Below are 20,141 nucleotides of genomic sequence, written 5' to 3'. Positions count from 1 at the left end.
CTGCTGCAAGATTCAGGAGCGCGGTTCCGGCGGGACCGAAGGTCTTCATCCGATCCTTAATTACCACTCCTATTGCTGCGTCACAGAACTGAACGATGATCATGCTGCAAGCGATCGCCAATAGCCATGGAGTTGAGCCGGTCAGAAATGGGACCGCACTTACTATTACCAAGGCTACACTTCGCGCACAGGTGTATAGCGCCGTGTTGCGGACTTCGTTCCCAGTGTTGAAGGCCGCTGCAACAGAAAATCCGAGGCTAATAACCGCGCTCACAGTCGTGATAAACGCGCAGAAGAGGAACGGAATGTTCATTCAGGATGCCTATGATGCTGACGCGCGCCTTTAGTAGCACAAGCACGGCGATCTGCCTGACGAAAGAACTTGTTATGAATCTCAAAACTGCCAAGGCCATCAGGCTGAACATTCTGGAACCTTTTCGGTTGCGCGCTGACACCATCGTTGAATGACCGCTCTTGGCACGTTTGAGACATGCCGATGCCTCGTACCAGCTCACGGTCTTGCTGTTTGCGACGCGCGACACATCCGGCGCCTCCAATTTTCGAGCGTTCATCGATCTTCCTCCTCGATCAGGCAGACGGCCTGTGCCAGGCGCAGGGCGACCGTATCTGGACGCGCACCCCCATCGTTGACGGAGAGCCTCAAGCCGCCGGGTGAGCGACGCTCGACGAAGTCGGCAACGACCGCTTCCCACACCGCACCGAAGCCTTCAGCCGCGGTGTTGATGTCGACCTGGCATTCCGTATCGGGCAACACCCGCTCAACCAGGACTTCCAGATTTCCGGAGGCGACGACGCCGATGATGGCCAATGATTTGGAGCCAGAAACGCGCTCTTGCGCCTTGTGGCGATAGCTCAGGGTTTCCATCGCAGCTTCCTTCTCACCAGTTGCGGAATTTGGAGGACGGCGAATAGAGGCCACCGGACCATCGGATGAGATCCTTGATAGAACGCGCCGCGAACAAACTCCTGTCCGCATCGAGCGGATCGATGCCGAGGTCTTCCGGCCGACGGATGACGCCTCGCTCTCGCAGGCGCCGAACCATCTTCCCGTCCCGGCCGCGGCCGACATCGGTGTAGCCCGCCACGCCACGGATCGCCTGCTCGAGCTCGTCTTTGTCGCGGCATCTATATTGGAAAATTGAGCGAGATTGGCTCGTGCGCGCGACGCTAATTCAGGTTCAAACTCAATCCCCACGACCCGCCCGTTTTGACCCGCTAAGTTACTCATCACAGCAGTGTAGTATCCAGTTCCAGTGCCGATGTGCACCGCGCTCACGCCGTCCTGCAACTCCCCAAGAGACATAAGAGACGTCAGGAATGAGGGCTGGCCATTGTTGAGTCCCTTCTCAGACATTATGGCGACCGGCACATCTTGATAAAGATAGATCGCGTCGTCATTGGGGGTTATTTGGTAGCCGCCAGGAAAGCGCATCAATTGCCACGGCCCTGCGCTCAGAAAGTCCTCTCCGCGGGAGCTCGGCCAGCACTTTCTCAAGGCGAGGATCGCTCGCACGCGCGGCATGCACGATTTGCTTGGCATAGACGCGACGTTAACTTGAAGCTCGTTCTCTCGTATCATCGTTCCACACCTAGCGGAGCTGTTCGCGGAGAGTGCGACCGAAGAGCACGCGCTGCGCCCGGTGCGACGGCGGCGCTTGGATTCGATTCGTAGTCCGTCGGGCGCTAATGCTTTCCAGGAAAGCCGCCGAGGCCGTTAAAGGTCATATACAGCGAGTAGCCGCTGACCGCGATGGCGACGGCTATCTCGAACAGCAGGACGGCGACGCCGTATTTGTACCAAGGCTCGTGCGGCGCGACACGAATATCAACGTTGTTCATTGCATCTCCTGGAGAGTTTCACGACGGCTTCGGTGCAGAGCTTAGGAGCGTTGGCCGGCCAGAGCGCGGTCAAGCAGACCATGCTCCTGCGGGTGCCGCTCGTAACGCGCTGCCCAGAAGTAGAACAGGATGAACGGCGCGAACATGTAGAGCGCGACGTACAGATATCCTACGTGGGCCTTGACGCTGGCAAAGATCAGCGGATAGGCGATGCCGCCGACGGTTGAGATCCCGCCGATGAAGCCGGCGGCAATACCGGGGCGGTCCGGAAAGAGCAGCGGAACCAGGGCGAAAGTGCCGCCGGTGCCGAAAGATACAAAGATGCCGAGCGCCACCAGCACCGCGATCGACGAGGGCAGGAAGCCGTAAAGCCCCGCAACGGTCAGCCCGATCATCGACAGCATGATCAGGATGAGCGCGATTCCCAGCCAATGCAGGCGCGGCGCGTAGGGCAGTTCTTTGGCAATGAAAGGCAACGGCGTCCAACCCTTGCGCTGGAAGAGGTCGGACATGAAGCCGGCGAACGGCCGGAACAAAGACGCGTTGAACGATACCACGGCCGCGAACGTGCCGGCCGCGATCTGAATGCCGGCAACGCCGGTGAAGCCGAGCGCAAGAATCTCATCGTGAAAGCCGCGGGCGAAATAACCCGGCAGCCAGGCGTTCAACGCGATTTCCAGGCCGAACGACATCGCATAGGCCAGCATCAAAGCGATGGCGATATAGCGGGTCCACACGAACACCATTCCGCGCAGGTCGCCGCCGCGCCGCACCGCGTCGCGCCGCTCCATGGTCTTGGCGGCGCTACCGCGCCACAGATACCAGGCGGCGACGACGAGAGCGATCATGCCCAGCCAAAGAAATGCGCTCCGATAGTCGGTGCCGAAGATACGCGGCAGCAACAATGCGCCGACGCCGGCGCCGACATTGCCGGTGCCAGCGTAAAGTCCCTCGGCGGTGCCGATCTCGTGGGCGTCGAACCATTGCGCCACGTGCTGGACGCCGACGACGAAGGAGACGCCGGCAATGGCGACGACCACTCGCTCGGCGAAAAGCAGCTCGTAGCTGGAGGTGAAGGCCGACGCGATCGAAACCAGTCCGCAGCCGGCAAGGATCGCGGCGAACGTCCGCGGAGCGCCAAATCGATCGGACGCCCAGCCGGCGACGATGCGCCCGACCGGCACCATCCAGATGGCCGAACTGGCGAGCAGGCCAAGGTCCTTGATCGTGAGGTGATACGTCGCCGCGATGCTCGGGCTGAACGCAGCCGTGGAGAACCACATCAGGAAGCACCAAAAAAAGCCGACGGTCGCTATCCCAAGCTGTTCAACCTTGTGGTCCCGCATTAATGTTTGCTCCGCTGGACGATCTGGAGATCCGTCGCATCCAAGAAAAGAAAGAGAGCCCCAAGCGACCAATGTAGCTGACCGCGCCGCCGCCGACCGAGCCCCAGGTCCCGGTATGGCCGCGCGCCGTCTTTCACGCTTCCACCTCGAGATCGGAGAGGGCGACGCTGCAGCAGGCAAACGCGATTCCGTTCTCCTTGCGCCGGCGGTCCTTTTCAAACTCCGGTTTCTCGGAAAGCGTTCCGGTGAAGCTCACCTCGCATTCTGCGCAACTGCCGGTCCGGCAGGCGTAATCCATCTCGATTCCGTGGGCTTCCGCCAGTTCCAGGAGGGTCACTGTCTCGTCCGTCTCGACCGTCCTGTCGCTCTTGATGAAGTGGACACGGTGCCGCGGCTCCGACAGCGCCAGCGGCTTCGGCACACGCTTGCCTCCCCCCGCGACCCGGCTGGATCCGAAACTCTCACTGTGAAGCTTGGCCTGATCAAAGCCGAGCTCCTGGAGGATCCTCCTTACCTCCGCGGCGAAGGGCTCCGGCCCGCACAGGAAGACGTGCCGCTGATCGAGGTCGGGGACCAGCGCATGGATCATCGACTTGTCGAACCGCCCGGTGAGGCCGGTCCAGGATTCGCTTCGCCCGGGCCAAGCGGAGGTCAGGGTGACGGCAACGCGGAAACAGGCATGCCGGGCCGAGATGAGCTCGAGCTCCTTGCGGAAAATGATGTCCGCAGGCGATTTGAACGAGACCAGGAATTTCACATCCACATCGGTGGTTGTGTCGACGATCCAGCGGCTCATCGACATCATCGGCGTGATCCCGCTGCCGGCGCCGATGAACAGCATCTTTGACGCCGGACAATCGAAGCAGCTGAATTTTCCGGCCGGCCCCTTGATGGTCAGCCGCTCCCCCAGCATGACATGGTCGCACAGCCAGTTCGACACACGACCGCCGGGTACGCGTTTCACAGTCAATTCGAGAACATGCGGCCGGGAGGGGCTCGATGAGATGCTGTAGGACCGCTCGATATATTCGCCATCGATGGTTAGAAGGAGGGTCACGAACTGACCCGGTCGATAGGAGAACAGGAGCGGCTTTTCGCCGACGAGCCGAAAGGTCGTGGCGTCGGCGGTTTCCTCGATGATGTCCGCCACCTTCAAGCTCGTGACGCCGCCCGACCAGAGCGCGATGGCGGCGCGATCCTCGATGAGATTCGTCAGCACCGGGCTGGAAGGGGGCGGGGGCGGGACATAGAAATAGGAGGGAATTTCCGCCAATTTCTCGGCCTCGACGATCTCCTCCCCCGCGGTGGCCGGAGAATCGGCAAGGCGGATACGCAGTTGATAGCCCGGGATGTCGACCAGGGACCCATCCCGTAGCGGAACCGGCACGCCCGCCTTGATCTTTTTTCGATCGAGAAGCGTCCCGCATTCAAGATCGATCGCCCGGAGATAGAACCTGCCGTCCTTCTTGTGGAAGGCGGCGTGAAACAGGCCGAGCTTGTAGGCCTCGAGTTGTATATGGGCCCCGGGATGTCGTCCGACGACGGTCCAGCTGCCCAGCGGATCGATCGGCACATCCTCGATCTCGACGCCGTTCTGCAGGATGACGATCTTGTCGGGCGAGTTGGCATATGATTCCTCGCCCGCGAACAGCCGATCGACCCAAGTTTTGCGGCGACGTATGAGAGTTTCGGATTGCGGTGTCGACGATCCGCCGGGACCGTCCGCGACGATGACCGGCGCCGGCAGGCCGGCGAATAGCTGTCCCCAAAATGCCGGTTCCGGTGGGTCCGATCCTGCATTCCCATCGCCATCCCGTATGGTCATGGCGCGCTCCTCACCGCCAGCACTGGCGATCTAAGAGGTTCAGGATGGCTTCGCGCGTGGTCTCGATGACCTGCATCACCTCTTCGATCTCCGCGGCGCCGATCTTCAGCTCTTCCAGACTTTCCTTGAGGATCGCGGATACCCGGTCGAAATGCCGCGCCTCCAGCCCCATTTTGCTGACCAGCTCGACGCCGCTGTACTGGTACGGTCCGCCAAAGGCCATGGCGAGAAAGGATTTCTGCTTGAGCCGCTGAGCCGCCATATCGACATCATCGAAGAATCGCCCGACGAGGTCGTCCTCGAGGAGCTTGCGGTGGAACAGATCGACGGCGATGTTCATCGCCTGGTCGCCACCGATCCGGTCATAGAGCGGGATGTCTTTCAGCTGGAAATAATCCCCCTTCTTCGCGGCGACGCTGTCGGTTCCCCAATCGATCGGTCGCTCCAGCTTTTTTAGCAGCGGGATATGCTTGGAGCATTGGATGTAGGCCTCCTCGACCTCGACCATCACCCACCCATTCGGCCGTCTCTTGCCGTCCTTCGCCAACTCGGCCAGCACATCCTCGGGCAGCTTGTCGGCAAAGGCTGCGAGCTCGTCGCTCTGCGCGATGCGCGCCTTGCCATTGACATGCAAGCCGACGGAATCTCGATAGAAGTCGAGGATCAGCAGGGCGATGTGCGGATTTTCCGAAATGTTCCCCAGACTGGCAAATACGCCGTTGCCGCGGTATTCAGGGTAGAGGAGATGCTTGTTCCCCAGCACATGGATGAAGCCGGGCTCGCCGAATCTCGGGCTGCAATCGCATTCGCCGTGACGATCGGCGGTGCCGACGAACATGAACTCCTGCCGGGAGATGAATTCCCGCATTCGCGGGGCGAGAAAATTCAGGACCTGCCGGGCATAAAAGGTATTGGCCCGATCCTCGGAGGCATATTCCGCCTGCAGCGCGTGCTCGCCGTCGGAGCCGGGCAGGAGGCTCGGGGTTTTCAGCTTTACCGAACCACCGGGCTGGCCCGGCGGGTGGCCAACCCCCGAAGGCGGCGGATTACTTGCTGGGCTGTCAACCAAAGATACTCGATGCAGGTTCATATTTGTCCCACCTCGAACAGCCGCCCATAGAACAGGGCGGCGGCTTGCGATGTCGGTGCAACCAACTTAACGCGCAGCCATCCGCAGCGCGGACCACGCATGCCCTCTGCATCGCCATGCGCAAACGCTTCGACAGTCAGTCCGCTGGTGAGAGCGGCAGCCTTAGCTAAGACGATCATGGTCTTGCGTAACATTGGAGGCACTCCTTTTGGGACGCGACGGCGTCCATTCGGCTGACAAAAAATTCACGATCGTTCGCCTGAATTGCGAAAATCAAATCCATGCTCCGCCGCCGCTGTAGAGCTGTGATGGACGAAGGATATGTTCAAGAACATATTTTGACTGGCGGTATTGTCGGGCCAGTTGGAGGCGCCTCGACGACTCATTCATGGCCGCTTACAGCCATTTCGCTCGGCGTTGTCGCGTCATACCCGACACATCTGCGGCGTGCTCCGCGCTCCGCGCATGCGTGGTCCGCGCTGCGGATGGCTGCGCGTTAAGTTGGTTGCACCGACATCGCAAGCCGCCGCCCTAGCAACTCACCATGAATACGCGGCGCGCCCCAAAGTGTGTTCGCACGGCTCATCTCGCCAATGAGCGTGCGCAGCTCAGCCGAGACCTTCGGTCTGCCAACACGGTTGCGGGATCGCCAGCGCCAATACGTCCGAAACCCAGCACGGTGCCAGCGAATGATGGTCTCCGGCCTGACGATCGCAACCACCTCAAGGACGGACGGAAACCAGCGATAGAGCCAAACAAATAGAAAACGATCCGTATTGTTGAGGTGCTGTCGCTTCGGCGTTTCGCCGGCGAAGCACATTGACCGGTTGCCGCAGGACCAGGTTTTCCGCTTCCAGCGTTGCTCTCGCCTTGAAGCGCGAAGCCAGGATAACGAGTATCAGCCTGAACAGATCGGTCATCAGGATGCGAGCTTACGCCGTCCGCTTGCTGCGTCTACGCCGAATCGAATTTTCGGTACACACAGGTGTCCTTCGCAGTGGAATCGACGGATACTGGGAGCGCTGTATTGCATTGTGAGTTGTGGGTAGACGAAGCTGGAAAGCTTCGCCTTGAGCCTGTATGAGGTGACAATGACAAAAAGCCTCCGACACCAAGCGCCGCTTCGACCAACTCCTTCAGGCAATAGTCACTCAACCCGTACCTTCGGAAAAGCTTGCAAAAGAAGTTCCGCTTCGGCGGGGTCTTTTTTGATTCATTGGTCAACCGTTTCCATGATCGTCGGGATATCTCAATCATACCAATCCTTCCGGTCACGCGGTAGCGTCTTAGCTTCCTCAACCAGCTTTCCTCGCGCATAGCCCATCGAGGCCGCCGCCTTTAGTTTCTCCAGCTCAGTCTCCAGAAAATGGTTGGCGCCGATGAGCGCCTTGACAGCCTCGCGAGCATCACCGCCGCAGGCCGCGATAGCTTGATCCGCTGCCGCCTCTAGCTGGTCCGCGTCCGATTGCGGGTTGGGCGCTGACGACATGTGGAAACCCGTCCTTGTCGGAAACTCAATCCGGCTAGTAAGCGCAGTCGAATCGGGTGATGTTCTTGATTCATGAGAGATGCTTTTAGCCTGATTTGGTTGGCGCTGATCGGATTGTTCCGGTCGCGAGCGTCGCTGCAAGCAGAGATCTTGACGCTTCGTCATCAACTCAAGGTGCTGCGGCGTAAATCGCCGCAGCGACTAACCTTCACCAGCATCGACCATCTGGTATTTGCCGGGTTGTATCGGCTGGCACCTGGCGTGCTGGACGCTTTGAAGATCGTCAGGCCGGAGACCGTGATCCGCTGGCATCGTGCCGGCTTCAGAGCGTATTGGCGCTGGAAATCAAGACCGCGCAGCGGCCGTCCAACGACCCCGCTGGAGATCCGTCAGCTCATTCGCGAGATAAGTCTCGCCAACCCATTATGGGGCGCACCACGGATTCACGGCGAGCTTCTCAAGCTCGGCATCGATGTCGGACAAACCACCGTTGCAAAGTATATGGCGAGGGGAAGGCGACCGCCGTCCCAAGGGTGGAAGACGTTCCTTGATAATCACGCCGACGGCATCGCGTCGATGGACCTATTCGTGGTTCCGACAATCTCATTCCGACTGCTCTACGGGTTGCTGATACTGCAACACGATCGCCGCCAAATCCTGTGGCTGGGAGTGACTGCGCACCCGACGGCTGAATGGATTTCGCGCCAGCTCACCGAGGCCTATGGTTGGAACGCAGCACCGCGATACATCATTCGTGACCGCGACGCCGTCTACGGTGACGTCTTCATCCGCCGCCTTCGGGCGATGGACATTCGGGATAGGCCAACCGCGCCGCGATCGCCGTGGCAGAACGGGTACTGTGAAAGGGCGATCGGTTCGATCCGTCGGGAATGTCTTGACCACGTTGTCGTGTTCAGCGAGCGGCATCTTCGCCATCTGCTGCGATCTCACGCGACCTACTATAACGCGGCTCGCACGCACCTTGGGGGCGGGGTCGGTTCGTCGAACGGCCGTTTCCAGCCGCGCCGGGTTGCCATCGTGGGCGATCTCTAATTTGCCGTGTTACCGATTTTAGCCGGTGACTTTTTCGCGGGAGTCTTTGTCAGTGCTGCGCGCGTTGCCCCACGGGTCAGCAGGGGTTTTGGCGTCTGGAATCTTTTTCAGCGAATCCTTGTAGGCCCTGTCGGCGGCCTGTTCCTTTTCGATCTGCTCGGGTGTCTTTGCGTCCATCATTTCCTCAAGGGTCTTGGGGGTTTTGCATTGGGCGTAGGCCGGCCCGGCCAGCATCGCGATCATAGCCGCGGCGCAGATAACTCTCATGCGAATACTCCCCTCGATGCTTCCTGCGTTTCCAATCAGCCAGTAGCGTGTTGCCCCGGCGCCCCGACGGCATGTGCCATTGAAGCGCGGCCTAAGCCGGCAGGCAATCGCCATCCGGACGAGGAGAGGTGAGGGCAGCGTTTAATGTGTCCGAGCCGGTCCGTCGTTGCCCATGAAAATCGCGGGTAACTGGCCCTTTTCCATCATTCGGATAAGGGGATTGGTCCCTTTTGAAAAAGTGAAGTGGTCCCTTTTGAATTTAATCGACTACCGAACATAAATGGAATTCACTGCCCCATCACCGCGCCGCCTTCGGCTTTTATCGGTGACTGAGAGTGTTGCGCTCCCGACTAATACAAGGGAGCGGCACCATGCCAGAATATCGGGTCTATTTCGTACCTAAGGATCGTTTTGTTGGATACCGGGGCTTCGTTTGCCGAGACGACGGCGAAGCTATCGAACAAGCCAGCGGGCTTTTCGAAGGTCCCGCGATTGAGCTTTGGTGCGGCGCACGTCTCGTCACCCGTATCAGTCACAAGCCGGAGTAAGGCCGCCGTTGGGGGCCTCTTTCAATTTCCACTGCGCGCGCGAGCCATCACCAACCACTACCGCGCCGTCGCGCTTGCGCAGGCACCCCGGTATCGGCACCACCTGGACATCCCGACGATGAGAGGTGAGGGCGCTAGTTCACGCCGGGTGCTTGTCTGTCATTTGCCGGTCATAATCCGCAACATGCCTTCGTCGGTGATGATAAGGCCTCGAAAGTCGTCCGTAGCGTAGCCCATAGACAATAGCCGTTCCCGAATTTGAGTGGGAATAGTACGGCTCTCCCGCGCATCGCCAATTTGCTGCAGGGCGCTAAATTCTTCGTTAGTCAGGGTGTTAGGTCGGGTTTCGAACATTCCGCAAATATGCGCAGGGAACCGCCCGTTTTCCAGTGTGGAACTCTGCCACAACCTGCGCCCGCGCGGACGATGAGGGGTGATGGCGGCGGTTCACGCCCGGCGGGTTTTTCTCGCGACGGCGGAACCTTCGCGCCGCGCGCCGGTTTATGATGGCAGCGACGGAACTGGGAAACCGGCAGTCGCGTATGAGGCCGCACGGAGTCATGCCCGAGCGGCTTTTTATTTCCCAATTCGTCATCGATCCATCGCCAGCTTCCGGCGTCCCCAATGCGCGTCTTTGCGCAACGGATCGAACACGCGCTCAACGTGCCGGTTCAACGCCCTCGTGCGGCGTTGTGCTTTGAGGTCGTCAAATCCAGCTACGGCAATCACGCCTTACGTCTGGATGCATCCGAACGAGAAGAGGTAAGCTCAAGGCCTTTTCTTTTTGGGAGCGCCACGGAACGAACTCAACCTGGGACCCGTTTGGCTTCTGTTCACGGAAAAAGGGGAGGGTAAGCAATGGCTCAGAAAGCCAATCTCACCCCTGTCTCGACAAGTATGAGTCGGATCGCCGGGAGGCCGAGAGGCTCGACCTGGAGAAGCATGCGCGATTGGAAGCGGGTTTGATCGATCCGGTGGGCGCCATTCAGCCGGCGCCAACCGCTGAGCATCAACACCAGGAAGGCCTATCGTTCTGGCAGGCGGTCACGACGATGTTCAAGTAGACTCGCCCGGACGAGGAGAGGTGAGAAGCCAGTTGTTAGCAACCGCGGCAAATGCCCTTGCTCATGCGGTCGAGCTGCGCGTTCTCTCGGTTGATTGAATCGTTCGGATCATCCATCGGGTTTTTCTCCGAGGGCACTTGATCGGCGCGCGGCTGGCGGTGGCCGACCGGTGCGTCACCCGGGAGCAATTGCTGCCCCGAATTCGTCGATCGATGTGCGGCGGGGTTTCGCGAACCAGCCGTTTGCGCAATCGCCACGGAAGTGTCGACCAAGGCCAGCAACGCCATCGTCGTGATCAACTTTCGCATATTGGGTCTCCCAAGTTGGGCCCCCTCACGATCATGGTAACGGGAAGCTCGATCACAAGGTGCGGCAAGCCTCACGTTTTGTTCAGATGTTCCGAGCGCGCTGGCGCGCCTTGAGGGCTTGGCATCATCCAGACGACGAGAGGTGAGTCCGCCGGTTGGTGCGTTTTCTGCCACGAAGTTCGCATAGATTTGATTCGGCCGTTCCGAAGGCTTGTAGTCGCGGTTTGGTTGGGGAGCCCGACGTGTGTTGTCCGGAAATCGTCGCGCTCGGGCCGCTTCCTAGAGTGACGATGAGAGGTGAGGGCGCCGTTCACGCCCGGCGGTCTTGAACACGGTTTCTTTTTTGATCTGCGCGTTTGCGTTCCCATTCAAATCCCTGCACGGCCAGCATCATCGAAGCCAAGAAGGCGCGAATGGCTGCGGCTATGGGAAGGTTCGTATGTTGAGCCGTGGTTGTTCCGCGCCTGCATCAGGCAAGGCGGAAGACCGGGCGACTGTTCGGACGATGCGAACTCGCATCCATAAAAGTAAGGCCCCGGATTGCTCCGGGGCCTCTGCTCTCGAAGGTACATGCACCCCTCGAAAGAGTGTCAATACTTTTGGCCGCTTTTCGGAGTGGCCATGCTGTCGGGATCAACGTTGCCTTGACCCGATGGATTCGTCGCGTCGCCTTCGTTAGTACCGCGGCGCGTGCTCGAACCCGTGGTCATGCCTTTTTCATGTTTCGTTTTCTTGCCTGAGGTAGCGCCGGGACCGACGTTTCCTTCACTGGACGCGCCAGGCGCGGGTTGGCTCTGAGCAGAGGCAATAAGCGTTGAGCCGAAGAGCGACGTTGCGACAAGCGCAGTGATTGCAAGTTTGGATCGCATCAGAATATCTCCGTAGGTTACAGGATCACTCCAAACCTCGGGCAGGCGATTCAGTTCCGGCGCGTGGCAAAGATTGCTCAAATTTCATTTTGACTCGTTCGTGATCGCTGCGCAAACATACGTCACTTTCCAAACACAGCATTTGCGCAAAGCAATTCCAATGGTTGGCGCGCCTCGACAGAGACCAAACGTCAAGTATGCGCAGCCAATGGAAGCACGAAATGTTAACAGATCGGATCAATAGTCCCCAATGCCCCAAATGCGGAGCAATGATGTCATTGCAGATCATCGAGCCTGAAAGAGCGGGTTTCGATTCGCAGACTTTCGAATGCCCAAAATGCTACGACCTCAAAACCTTCGTGGCGTCGATCTCCTGCGAAACAGATGTCACTATTGCGCCAGCGTAACAGAGGCTCAGGCAGCTGGCGCCTTGGCTTCGGGCATCAACGGCAACACCGCCGCCTCGAGTCGCCAAGACCAATTCGTCCATCTCGCGCGGCAACTCGGTATCGGCACGATTTTTCACATTGGTCGACATTGAAAACCGCATACTCACGCATCATCGGGACTAAGCGCATTGCAGAGTTATCGTCCGATCCCTTATCGTGAACCTGGTGTTGCTTCACGAAATCCACCTTCGTGCCGTGCTCGCCCTTGCGCACGTTGCCGCCAAGCTCCAAAGCCTGTTTGAATGTCAGAAAGCGAGGCGTGCGATAGCCGGCCGTCTGTGCCATCCACAACAACAAGACGTTGCATCCTGAGTAAGGCCGATTGGTCACGGCGTTGCATGGCGTGTTCATGCCGGCCGTTGCCAACCATGGCTTAACCCAAGGGGCGGCGCCGGCTTCTAGCTCTGCAACAATGCGCGTCGATACTTCTGCGTAAAGATCACGTTTCCATAGCTCGCCTCGCTGTTATGTCACGCGACTACGATCGGCCGCATGTCGTAGCCGCGTTGGGGAAGGCTTCTCTCTACGGTCTCACAAATTAACCCCCGGCCCCCATGGCCAAGCCCCCGCCTTCAAAAATGAGGAAGCGTCCATCGAACGGCCGCTTTTGGCGCGAAGCGGACATTCGCGAAACACCGACGTCTGTTAAGTGCCAGAACGCGACATCACCAGAACAGCGGACTTCGGCCGCCAAGGACGAAGGTGCCACCAGGGGGTAGTGTGGCCGGTATCGCGCCGAATGCTCGAGTGCTCTGCCGTGACATCACGATGTAAGCGGAGCCCGTGTCAGGTTCATGGAATAGAACAGAAGCTCCGCTTCAAGCGCCTGGCGAAGATGCGCCGACTGACGAAATCCGTGCTTCTCGTCCTGGAATATAAGCAGACAGGTCGGGATATTTCGGCGTTGAAGCGCCGAATACATCCTTTGAGCCTGATCGATCGGCACGACCTGATCGTCCTTACCGTGGAGGAATATCACTGGAGCGGACAGCCTATCGGTGAAATTGATCGGCGAACGGTCGTAGTAAAGTGCGCTGTTCGGCCTAAACGGCTCGATAAGCCAGTCGGTGTAATGCAGCTCGAATTTATGAGTCTCGGTGGCGAGTGCGACCAGATCACTGATTCCGTAGTAGCTCGCACCGACAGCAAATTCGGTATGAAAAGTGAGCCCGCACAACGTCGTATAGCCGCCAGCGCTGCCGCCCGTGACCGCCAACCTTCCGCCGTCGACATCGCCACGAGCCGCAAGGAATTTCGCGCCCGAAATGCAATCCACGACGTCAATAACACCCCACTGACCGTAAAGCCTTTCCCGGTATTTCCTTCCATACCCGGTGCTTCCGCGATAATTCACGTCAAGAACACCGAATCCCCGACTGGTCCAGAATTGTACCGAAAAATTGAGCGCCGAATCGGTCGCGGTGGTCGGCCCGCCATGGCTCTTCACGAGCAAGGGAGGTCTTTCCGAAGCTGGCGCCTGCCAGTCCGGATTGTACGGACGATAATAAAAGGCGTGGGCCATGTCGCCGTTGCTAGTCGGAAATTCGATCGGTTGCGGCGTCGAAAAGTAGTTTTGGATTTTTTGCAAGCTGTCTGATGGAACCAAAAGCTTGATCGGCGAAACCGCTCCCGTGTTCACATCGACGGTCGCGATTGCCGGCGGCGAGGTCATTGTGGCACAACGCAGCACTACGGTTGTTGCCGACGCATGCACACCCGACAAGGAGGAAAATTCCATCGGATAGTCGTGAGCGATCAGTGTCGGTATTTCTAACCAGCCCAGGTGCCATGTACCGTTTTGGACAAACGAGTAGATCAGAATGTCTGGTGACGTAAACGCGTAGGTTGAAAGACCGAGTTGCCACTGAGGGACCCCGAATTCCGCGTCTCGAGCTAGGACCCGCTCCACGCCGGAGGCGTTCCAACGGTATAGGTTCCAGAAATCCGTGCGGTCGGAAATGAAGTAAAGCCTCCCGTCTGGCGACCATTGGGGTTGAAATAACGATTCGGAACCGCCTTGGACGATCTGTTGGTCTGTCAGCGTGCCCGCCTGATCGAGACCTGCTGCATTCAGACAAGTGGAAGTCCACGGCATGTTTGGATGTTGCCAGCTCAGCCACGCAAGTCTTGACCCATCCGCGTTGAGCGTCGGCGACGAGTAGAAGTCACATCCGCTATCGAGCGTTGCTTCGCGGCCCGTCGCGATGTCGATGGCGACCAGCGTATGGATCGCTTTGATGACGTTGCCGTTCGGATGCTCCTCCCTTATTGCGATCAGTCGATTTCGTGCGGCGTCGACGCAAATATCTGCAAACAAGCTTTTCGCACTAGACGTGATTTTCGTCGGCGCGCCGCCCGCGACCTGTTGGTAGATTTGATTGTCGCCGAAATTGACGAAATACACGACGTTGTTGCTGACGGCATAGGCGCCCCCACCGTAACTATAGACCTGCGATCTCACGTTGAAGGGGGACGGCGTAATGTCTCTGATCGTGCCGTCGGCGGCTCTGGCCACCACGACGTTGCGGCCCTTCTCGAGGGGTCTCCCCTCGATCCAGTAGATATTGTCGCCGTCAATCCGCGGCTCCGAGAGTGACCCGGTTTCGGCCACGGCCGCGTCGGCTGTGATGGGGGAGATCCATGATCCGAAACTCCCGGTCTGCTGACTCACCATGAATCTTCTCCGTCGGAGTTGGGTTCAAGAACACCCGAATACTCGCGCGCCCTAGGCCGCAAGACGGGCTGAATGACGACCGATTACATAGGCCGCGATCGGCGCCGTTCGACCTTTCAAGTCGAGTTGGCGCGTCTGCAGCCCCGCGGGATTGCAGCCTGCAGCGGCCAACGCGGCTGATCAGCGCCTCTGCTGGCGCCGCCATGCCGGAGAGGCGAGAAGCGGCAGTGACGTTGCCCCGAGCGGCCGCACGTCATGCTATCCGCCCTCAGCGCGAGCCACAAACCTGCAATATCAAACGCTCTTGCGCCTTCGCTCCCGCCACGGACGCCGAGTTGCCCACTGTCCCTGTCGTAAATTCAATCGTGCTGGCAGTTAACTGAGAATCGCGCGATGCTGGCACCGGATGCTAGATTTATGTCGATTGATCTTTGCGATTACCAGCGACCTGTTGCGGTCGCGGGTGGTCCCTGTCGGAAACTAATCCGGCTGGCAAGTGAGGCCGAATCGCGCAATGCTTCTGGCTTATGAGAGAAGCTTGCAACCTGGTCTGGTCGGTGCTGGTCCTATTGTTCCAGTCGCGGGCCTCGTTGGGAGCTGAGATCGTGGTCCTTCGTCATCAGCTTAACATCCAGCGACGGCACCTGCCAAAGAGACTGACTTTCAGTGCCATGGATCGCCTGATCTTTGTTGGGCTGTCTCGTTTGGCGCCAAGTACCCTCAATGCGCTGACGATTGTGAAGCCGGAGACTGTCGTCCGTTGGCATCGTGCCGGGTTCAGATCGTACTGGCGCTGGAAATCACGACCTCGTTCCGGCCGACCGACGGTTGCGGTCGAAATACGACGGCTGATCCGCGAGATGAGCATTGCCAATCCGCTGTGGGGAGCGCCTCGGATCCATGGCGAGTTGCTCAAGCTCGGCATCGAGATCGGCCAGACCAGCGTCGCCAAATGCATGGTCAGGCGAAGACACCCGCCGTCCCAAGGGTGGAGAACCTTTATCCGCAATCACGCTGATGGGATCGCTGCGATCGATATGTTCGTCGTGCCGACAATCTCGTTTCGCCTGCTCTATGGATTGCTGATCATGGGGCACCGCCGGCGACATATTCTGTGGTTTGGCGTCACAGCGCATCCAACTGCAGAATGGATCGCAAACCAGGTCACGCAAGCATGCGGTTGGGAACAGGCTCCCCGCTATCTCATTCGTGACCGAGACGGGGCCTATGGTGAGGTCTTTATCCGCAGGCTCCGATCGATAGGCATTCGCGACCGACCAACGTCGCCGCGCTCCCCTTGGCAAAATGGATATGCTGAAAGGCTGATCGGTTCGATCCGACGGGAATGCGTTGACCACGTCATTGTATTCAGCGAACGCCACCTCCGTCACCTGCTGCTCTCGTACATGAAATATTATAACGAGATGCGAACGCATCTATCCATGGAGAAGGATGCGCCAGTACCGCGCGCTGTTGAGAGGGCAGGGTATATCAATTGTCGACCTGTACTGGGCGGGTTGCATCATCAATATGTCCGGATTTGATTTACGACAGGCACAACTTCCCGGCGATCGTAGAGGCATGATCGTCTTGATGACTTTTTTCTGAAAATCATCAATTGGCATTGCTCAGAACTCCCCGGATCTTGGCAGCAAGACGCCATGCGCTCATGTCTCCGTAAGTCCGGAGCTGCTGACAAACCGCCTCTAGGCCATCTCGCGTTTTCGACGGATTGGAATTCCAAAAACATTGGGTCTTAAACCGCACAAGAGCTTCGTCGTGAAGAGCCATAGCCTCTGGCGATAATTCTTCTTTCCCTCGGGCTTTCGCGCGCAACTTCCGAGCCTCCTCCAAGATGACGGTCCGCCCTTCCGGCGGGACCAAAACTTCGACGCGCACCAATCCTGTGCCTGCCCCCATTGCCTTGTATCGATTTGTCCGTTCTTTTTGGCTCATAGGACCAGATATAGGCGTATCCCGGATACGCTTCAAGCCAATGATCGAGGGAAAGACGAGATCCGGCGGCGCGAAGGGTCATCCGATACCCGGCCCACGGAGTGGGCACCCAGCTTGCCTCAGCGCCCTCGATAGCCCCGTCCGCAGTGACGTTCGCTTCTGAATGCGTCGATATTGACCTCGGATACGATCGCCCAAGACTCTTTCTCGTCGGGCAGTCCGATGTTCCGCTTCGTCTGTAGGTCGCTTCACACCGAGTTGGTCTTTGTCGGGAGGATCCGTCTGGATGCAGATGATGGCGACGTCGTTCTTGCCGGCGACGTAGTCCGCGATCGAACGTTTCGACTCCTCGTCGACCACGGTGACGTTGGTGCTTCCTGCAGCGTCGCAACCAAGTACGCCCGGGTTCCAGAGAGGGCTACGCTTGATTAATTGCGACATGTGACACATATTAAGCGACACATGACGCGAGGGCTACTATGACTGCTGCAGCCGAGAAACCGGCTCCAAAGGGGCTAGGCAATGATCTGCAGAAGGTGGCCGATTTGCTCGGCGGGCCGCGCATCCTGTCGCGCCGCATCACAAGCACCCTCGACGCCCACGAACTGCTGCTGGACGGACTGCCGGGCTCCGCGCTGACCCACTTCGTCAGTCACCTCCTCTTCATTCAAACGGACTCGCTGGAAAAAGCCTTCGGAATGAGCCTTCGTACCTTTCAGCGACGCAAGGACGCCCCGGACAAGCCGCTCAGCCAGGAGCAAAGTGGGCGGACCTGGAAGTTTGCCGAAATCCTGGCCAAGTCCACGGACGTGTTCGGTTCGCAGGAAGAGGCAGAGCAGTGGCTCGAGCGTCCGGCCATCGGTCTTGACCAGCGCCGCCCGATCGACCTGCTTGCCACTCCGGCGGGCATCGAGCTCGTTGAACAGTACCTCACACGCCTCGCATATGGCGTCTATGCATGACGCCTTCTGTAGAGCCATTGGGAGGCGGCAAGCTCATCGCTTGGCGCCTCGATCAGGCGCGCTTTGCGTCGACCTGGGATAGTGGCGAAGGCGCATTCCAGGTCGGCGGCCGGTGGAACAGCAAAGGCGTTCGCGTCGTGTATTGCGCGCTTGATCCAGCGACCGCGATCCTCGAAGTGGCGGTTCACAAAGGCTTCAAAGCGCTCGACACTCTGCCGCACGTTCTGACCGCGCTTCATATCGCCGACGTGTCCGACGTTCAAATCGTTCGCGCTGCCGACGTTCCAAACGCCAATTGGCTGCGACCGGGAATCCCAGGCGCGGGCCAGCAGGCGTTCGGTGATGCGCTCTTGGCCAAGCACAAATTCGTCGTGATCCCAAGTGTGGTGTCTAATCACAGCTGGAATCTGATCTTCGACCCGATCAGAGCCAAAGGCGCGTACCAGCAGCACCTTCAGGAAGCGTTCGCGCTCGATACGCGCCTTCATCCTTCGACACCACCGCTCTAATATCTAATTCGGCCCCGTAGCAGCGACCGGCCGCGTGTGAAATATCGAAGAGGGGGCAGCTGAAGGTCTTTTGGTTCGGTGTCTGCACAGACCGCAGCGCAAAAACAGAACTTAGACGAATACATTTCCAGTCTAAGAACTTATGCCCAATCACATGTATCCGAGGCACAGGCTGCTGGGGTTCGGACACCAGACGAGGCCGCCAAGTACGATCTATGACCTTCCTCCTTGCCAATATGGGCACTATATTGTGCATAGTCACACGGAGGGTAACATGAGCAACGGAGCAACCAGCAGGCAGCCGCTTCCTCCGCCAAGCCGGAGCGAGGCAGTTCGCTTTTCGATTGCCTCCACGATCATGGAAGGGCAGTCGGTCAGCGAGGATATGGAGCGGTTGCTCCACCAGTGGAAGGAAGAAGCGATCGACGACGACGAACTGATGCGTCGCGCTTTAGAGCCCGAACCTGCACTGGCTGACGAACCCGTCTACACGCCAGGTGAGTGATCCATATGTCCTCCCGAACGGGACTCTGCGAAATCGGGCGGACTGGCGAAATCGGGCGATTGCCGGGCAAAGTACATCCCCTAATTCAAACCGCCCGCACGAAATCGGAAAGGACCGTTCGCCCTAAGGGGCAAGCGGCCGCCGGCGTCATCTTGACAGGCAAACATAAGACAATGTTATCAAGGACTTATTCGGTCCGCTGCGCCACGAGTTAACGCTGAAACGGGGGCGGCGGTTGAGGCTTTCTCCGAATGGCACCATATTGCGAGGATGTCGAAGAGTGCGTTCGAGAACCTGACTGCAGCCGTGACCACGATCAACACGCCGATGCCGTTCCGCATCGACGAAGGCACTTTGCTGGCATGTCTGAAAGGAGAAATTCTCGAGCGAAAATGGCGCGTGTACGTGCAAGCGTTGTTCGATGAGGTCGATATTTCCGTCATTCACAGTCTCATCGTTGATCATTTCGTGTCGTTCGACGATCTATTGAAGGCAATCGACACCTGGCAGGTCACGGAGTCCGAGAATGAAAGATGGATCAGGGAGATGGCTTCCTTCGAGTTGGGAAGATCTCATGCAGAAAGCGCTGATCGCACTCGATAGTTTGGAGGGCGGGCCCGGATCGTGGACGTTCGGTGGCGGCACTGCCTTGGCGCAGATCCTGGGTCATCGGATCAGCTACGACGTCGATATTTTCTTGGATTCAAGCACCGTCTTGAAGAACCTCGCGCCCAATATTAACCAGGTGACGAAGTCGCTTTGCGATACGTGGCAATGGCCGGGCAAGTACCTGAAACTCATCCTGCGCGACGTTGGTGAGATCGATTTTCTGAACGCCCCATCGTATATCGACAATCCAACGTATCAGATGAAATTTGGCGACCGCTCCATTGCTGCAGAGCGGTCTGCAGAAATCGCGACCAAAAAATTGGTCTATCGAGCATCGATATACACGGCGCGCGACACGTTCGATCTTGCCGCGATCTACTTGTATGATCGTTCGGCCCTAGGCGAGATTGCACAATGTCCGGCAATCACCGATCATGTCGTGTCGTCTGCTCTGAACCGGTTGAATCTTGCGAAGGACCAGTATCAATCGGAAATGAGAAAGCTGATTAACTCAACTCCGCGGGGTGAGGAATTCATCGACAAATCCTGCGAAATTGCGTTGGAATCCCTCGCGGAGATTCGGAATCTGATCCCCAAAAATGAGACCGAGCCAAGCAATGGGATGCAGTGTTCTTGAAATCGCGTTCCGAGGCGTCAGGTCAGCACGTCGACTAGGCTGCCCAGCTGGAAGTTAAAATCAGAAGGGCTCGCAGCGAACCTTGAGTTCTCCGCGAGCCCTTCTTTATTCATGTCCCTTG

General features: G+C 58.4%; 21 protein-coding genes and 3 pseudogenes. 7 read left to right on the top strand and 17 right to left on the bottom strand.

The window, feature by feature from the left end; translation table 11 throughout:
• Nucleotides 1-257: 257 nt before the first annotated feature.
• The 11 genes and pseudogenes from B5527_RS44605 to B5527_RS28080 form a co-directional block, all read right to left on the bottom strand.
• Complete coding sequence (locus tag B5527_RS44605; protein ID WP_154072572.1) at nt 258-572, bottom strand: hypothetical protein; 315 nt, start codon at nt 570-572, stop codon at nt 258-260.
• Entirely contained in the window at nt 569-886 is a 318-nt protein-coding gene (gene mdcC / locus B5527_RS28115; protein ID WP_079607561.1) for a malonate decarboxylase acyl carrier protein, read from the bottom strand. The genes B5527_RS44605 and mdcC overlap by 4 nt, the downstream gene beginning before the upstream one ends.
• 13 nt (nt 887-899) lie before the next feature.
• Nucleotides 900-1,145, bottom strand: a pseudogene (locus tag B5527_RS28110) (malonate decarboxylase subunit alpha); the annotation flags it as partial.
• Between the two features lie 23 nt (nt 1,146-1,168).
• Nucleotides 1,169-1,453, bottom strand: a pseudogene (locus B5527_RS47840) (protein-L-isoaspartate O-methyltransferase family protein); the annotation flags it as partial.
• Between the two features lie 251 nt (nt 1,454-1,704).
• A complete protein-coding gene (locus B5527_RS44600) occupies nt 1,705-1,860 on the bottom strand; it encodes a hypothetical protein (protein ID WP_154072571.1) in 156 nt (51 codons plus the stop codon).
• Between the two features lie 41 nt (nt 1,861-1,901).
• Nucleotides 1,902-3,206, bottom strand: coding sequence for an MFS transporter (locus B5527_RS28100; protein ID WP_079604423.1), 1,305 nt, complete (start codon nt 3,204-3,206; stop codon nt 1,902-1,904).
• 133 nt (nt 3,207-3,339) lie between these two features.
• Nucleotides 3,340-5,031, bottom strand: a complete 1,692-nt coding sequence (locus tag B5527_RS28095; RefSeq protein ID WP_079604422.1) for an FAD-binding oxidoreductase — start codon at nt 5,029-5,031, stop codon at nt 3,340-3,342.
• Nucleotides 5,032-5,041: 10 nt separating this feature from the next.
• The gene (locus tag B5527_RS28090; RefSeq protein ID WP_079604421.1) at nt 5,042-6,121 is read right to left on the bottom strand and encodes a pyridoxamine 5'-phosphate oxidase family protein; all 1,080 of its coding nucleotides are present in this window, start codon (nt 6,119-6,121) and stop codon (nt 5,042-5,044) included.
• Nucleotides 6,118-6,315 (bottom strand): hypothetical protein, encoded by a 198-nt coding sequence (locus tag B5527_RS28085; RefSeq protein WP_079604420.1) that lies wholly within the window; start codon nt 6,313-6,315, stop codon nt 6,118-6,120. Before B5527_RS28085 ends, B5527_RS28090 begins: the two co-directional genes overlap by 4 nt.
• Nucleotides 6,316-6,843: 528 nt before the next feature.
• Nucleotides 6,844-7,041: a hypothetical protein gene (locus B5527_RS44595; RefSeq protein ID WP_154072570.1), complete on the bottom strand. Its 198-nt coding sequence runs from the start codon at nt 7,039-7,041 to the stop codon at nt 6,844-6,846.
• A 329-nt stretch (nt 7,042-7,370) separates the two neighbouring features.
• Nucleotides 7,371-7,610, bottom strand: a complete 240-nt coding sequence (locus tag B5527_RS28080; RefSeq protein ID WP_079604419.1) for a hypothetical protein — start codon at nt 7,608-7,610, stop codon at nt 7,371-7,373.
• 150 nt (nt 7,611-7,760) lie between these two features.
• Here B5527_RS28080 and B5527_RS46675 point away from each other — a divergent pair, with 150 nt between their 5' ends.
• Nucleotides 7,761-8,663, top strand: coding sequence for an integrase core domain-containing protein (locus B5527_RS46675; RefSeq protein ID WP_245332284.1), 903 nt, complete (start codon nt 7,761-7,763; stop codon nt 8,661-8,663).
• An 18-nt stretch (nt 8,664-8,681) separates the two neighbouring features.
• On the opposite strand, the gene B5527_RS28070 is transcribed toward B5527_RS46675, so the two are convergent.
• The 6 genes and pseudogenes from B5527_RS28070 to B5527_RS28045 all read right to left on the bottom strand — a co-directional run bounded on the left by B5527_RS28070 (nt 8,682) and on the right by B5527_RS28045 (nt 14,842).
• Nucleotides 8,682-8,930, bottom strand: coding sequence for a hypothetical protein (locus B5527_RS28070; protein ID WP_245332283.1), 249 nt, complete (start codon nt 8,928-8,930; stop codon nt 8,682-8,684).
• 707 nt (nt 8,931-9,637) lie between these two features.
• Complete coding sequence (locus B5527_RS28060; protein WP_079604416.1) at nt 9,638-9,832, bottom strand: hypothetical protein; 195 nt, start codon at nt 9,830-9,832, stop codon at nt 9,638-9,640.
• 745 nt (nt 9,833-10,577) lie between these two features.
• On the bottom strand, nt 10,578-10,850 hold the full coding sequence (locus B5527_RS28055; protein WP_079604415.1) for a hypothetical protein: 273 nt from the start codon (nt 10,848-10,850) through the stop codon (nt 10,578-10,580).
• 590 nt (nt 10,851-11,440) lie between these two features.
• On the bottom strand, nt 11,441-11,719 hold the full coding sequence (locus B5527_RS44590) for a hypothetical protein (RefSeq protein ID WP_154072569.1): 279 nt from the start codon (nt 11,717-11,719) through the stop codon (nt 11,441-11,443).
• Between the two features lie 443 nt (nt 11,720-12,162).
• A pseudogene (locus B5527_RS28050) lies at nt 12,163-12,597 on the bottom strand (ArdC-like ssDNA-binding domain-containing protein); the annotation flags it as partial.
• Between the two features lie 334 nt (nt 12,598-12,931).
• Nucleotides 12,932-14,842, bottom strand: a complete 1,911-nt coding sequence (locus tag B5527_RS28045) for a S9 family peptidase (protein ID WP_079604413.1) — start codon at nt 14,840-14,842, stop codon at nt 12,932-12,934.
• 671 nt (nt 14,843-15,513) lie between these two features.
• Here B5527_RS28045 and B5527_RS46670 point away from each other — a divergent pair.
• The 6 genes from B5527_RS46670 (at nt 15,514) to B5527_RS28010 (ending at nt 20,020) form a co-directional block, all read left to right on the top strand.
• Nucleotides 15,514-16,386, top strand: a complete 873-nt coding sequence (locus B5527_RS46670; RefSeq protein WP_245332282.1) for an integrase core domain-containing protein — start codon at nt 15,514-15,516, stop codon at nt 16,384-16,386.
• Nucleotides 16,387-17,277: 891 nt separating this feature from the next.
• Complete coding sequence (gene parS / locus B5527_RS28025) at nt 17,278-17,760, top strand: type II RES/Xre toxin-antitoxin system antitoxin (RefSeq protein ID WP_079604409.1); 483 nt, start codon at nt 17,278-17,280, stop codon at nt 17,758-17,760.
• Nucleotides 17,757-18,269 (top strand): RES family NAD+ phosphorylase, encoded by a 513-nt coding sequence (locus tag B5527_RS28020; RefSeq protein ID WP_079604408.1) that lies wholly within the window; start codon nt 17,757-17,759, stop codon nt 18,267-18,269. Before parS ends, B5527_RS28020 begins: the two co-directional genes overlap by 4 nt.
• 274 nt (nt 18,270-18,543) lie before the next feature.
• Nucleotides 18,544-18,774 (top strand): antitoxin VbhA family protein, encoded by a 231-nt coding sequence (locus tag B5527_RS44585; RefSeq protein ID WP_154071982.1) that lies wholly within the window; start codon nt 18,544-18,546, stop codon nt 18,772-18,774.
• A gap of 306 nt (nt 18,775-19,080) precedes the next feature.
• Nucleotides 19,081-19,377: a hypothetical protein gene (locus tag B5527_RS45510; protein WP_172842689.1), complete on the top strand. Its 297-nt coding sequence runs from the start codon at nt 19,081-19,083 to the stop codon at nt 19,375-19,377.
• Nucleotides 19,349-20,020 (top strand): nucleotidyl transferase AbiEii/AbiGii toxin family protein, encoded by a 672-nt coding sequence (locus B5527_RS28010; protein ID WP_079604406.1) that lies wholly within the window; start codon nt 19,349-19,351, stop codon nt 20,018-20,020. The genes B5527_RS45510 and B5527_RS28010 overlap by 29 nt, the downstream gene beginning before the upstream one ends.
• Nucleotides 20,021-20,141 lie beyond the last annotated feature (121 nt).

Source organism: Bradyrhizobium erythrophlei, from assembly GCF_900129425.1.
GTDB classification, from domain to species: Bacteria; Pseudomonadota; Alphaproteobacteria; order Rhizobiales; family Xanthobacteraceae; genus Bradyrhizobium; species Bradyrhizobium erythrophlei_C.
This window is presented reverse-complemented; position numbering and strand designations above follow the sequence as displayed.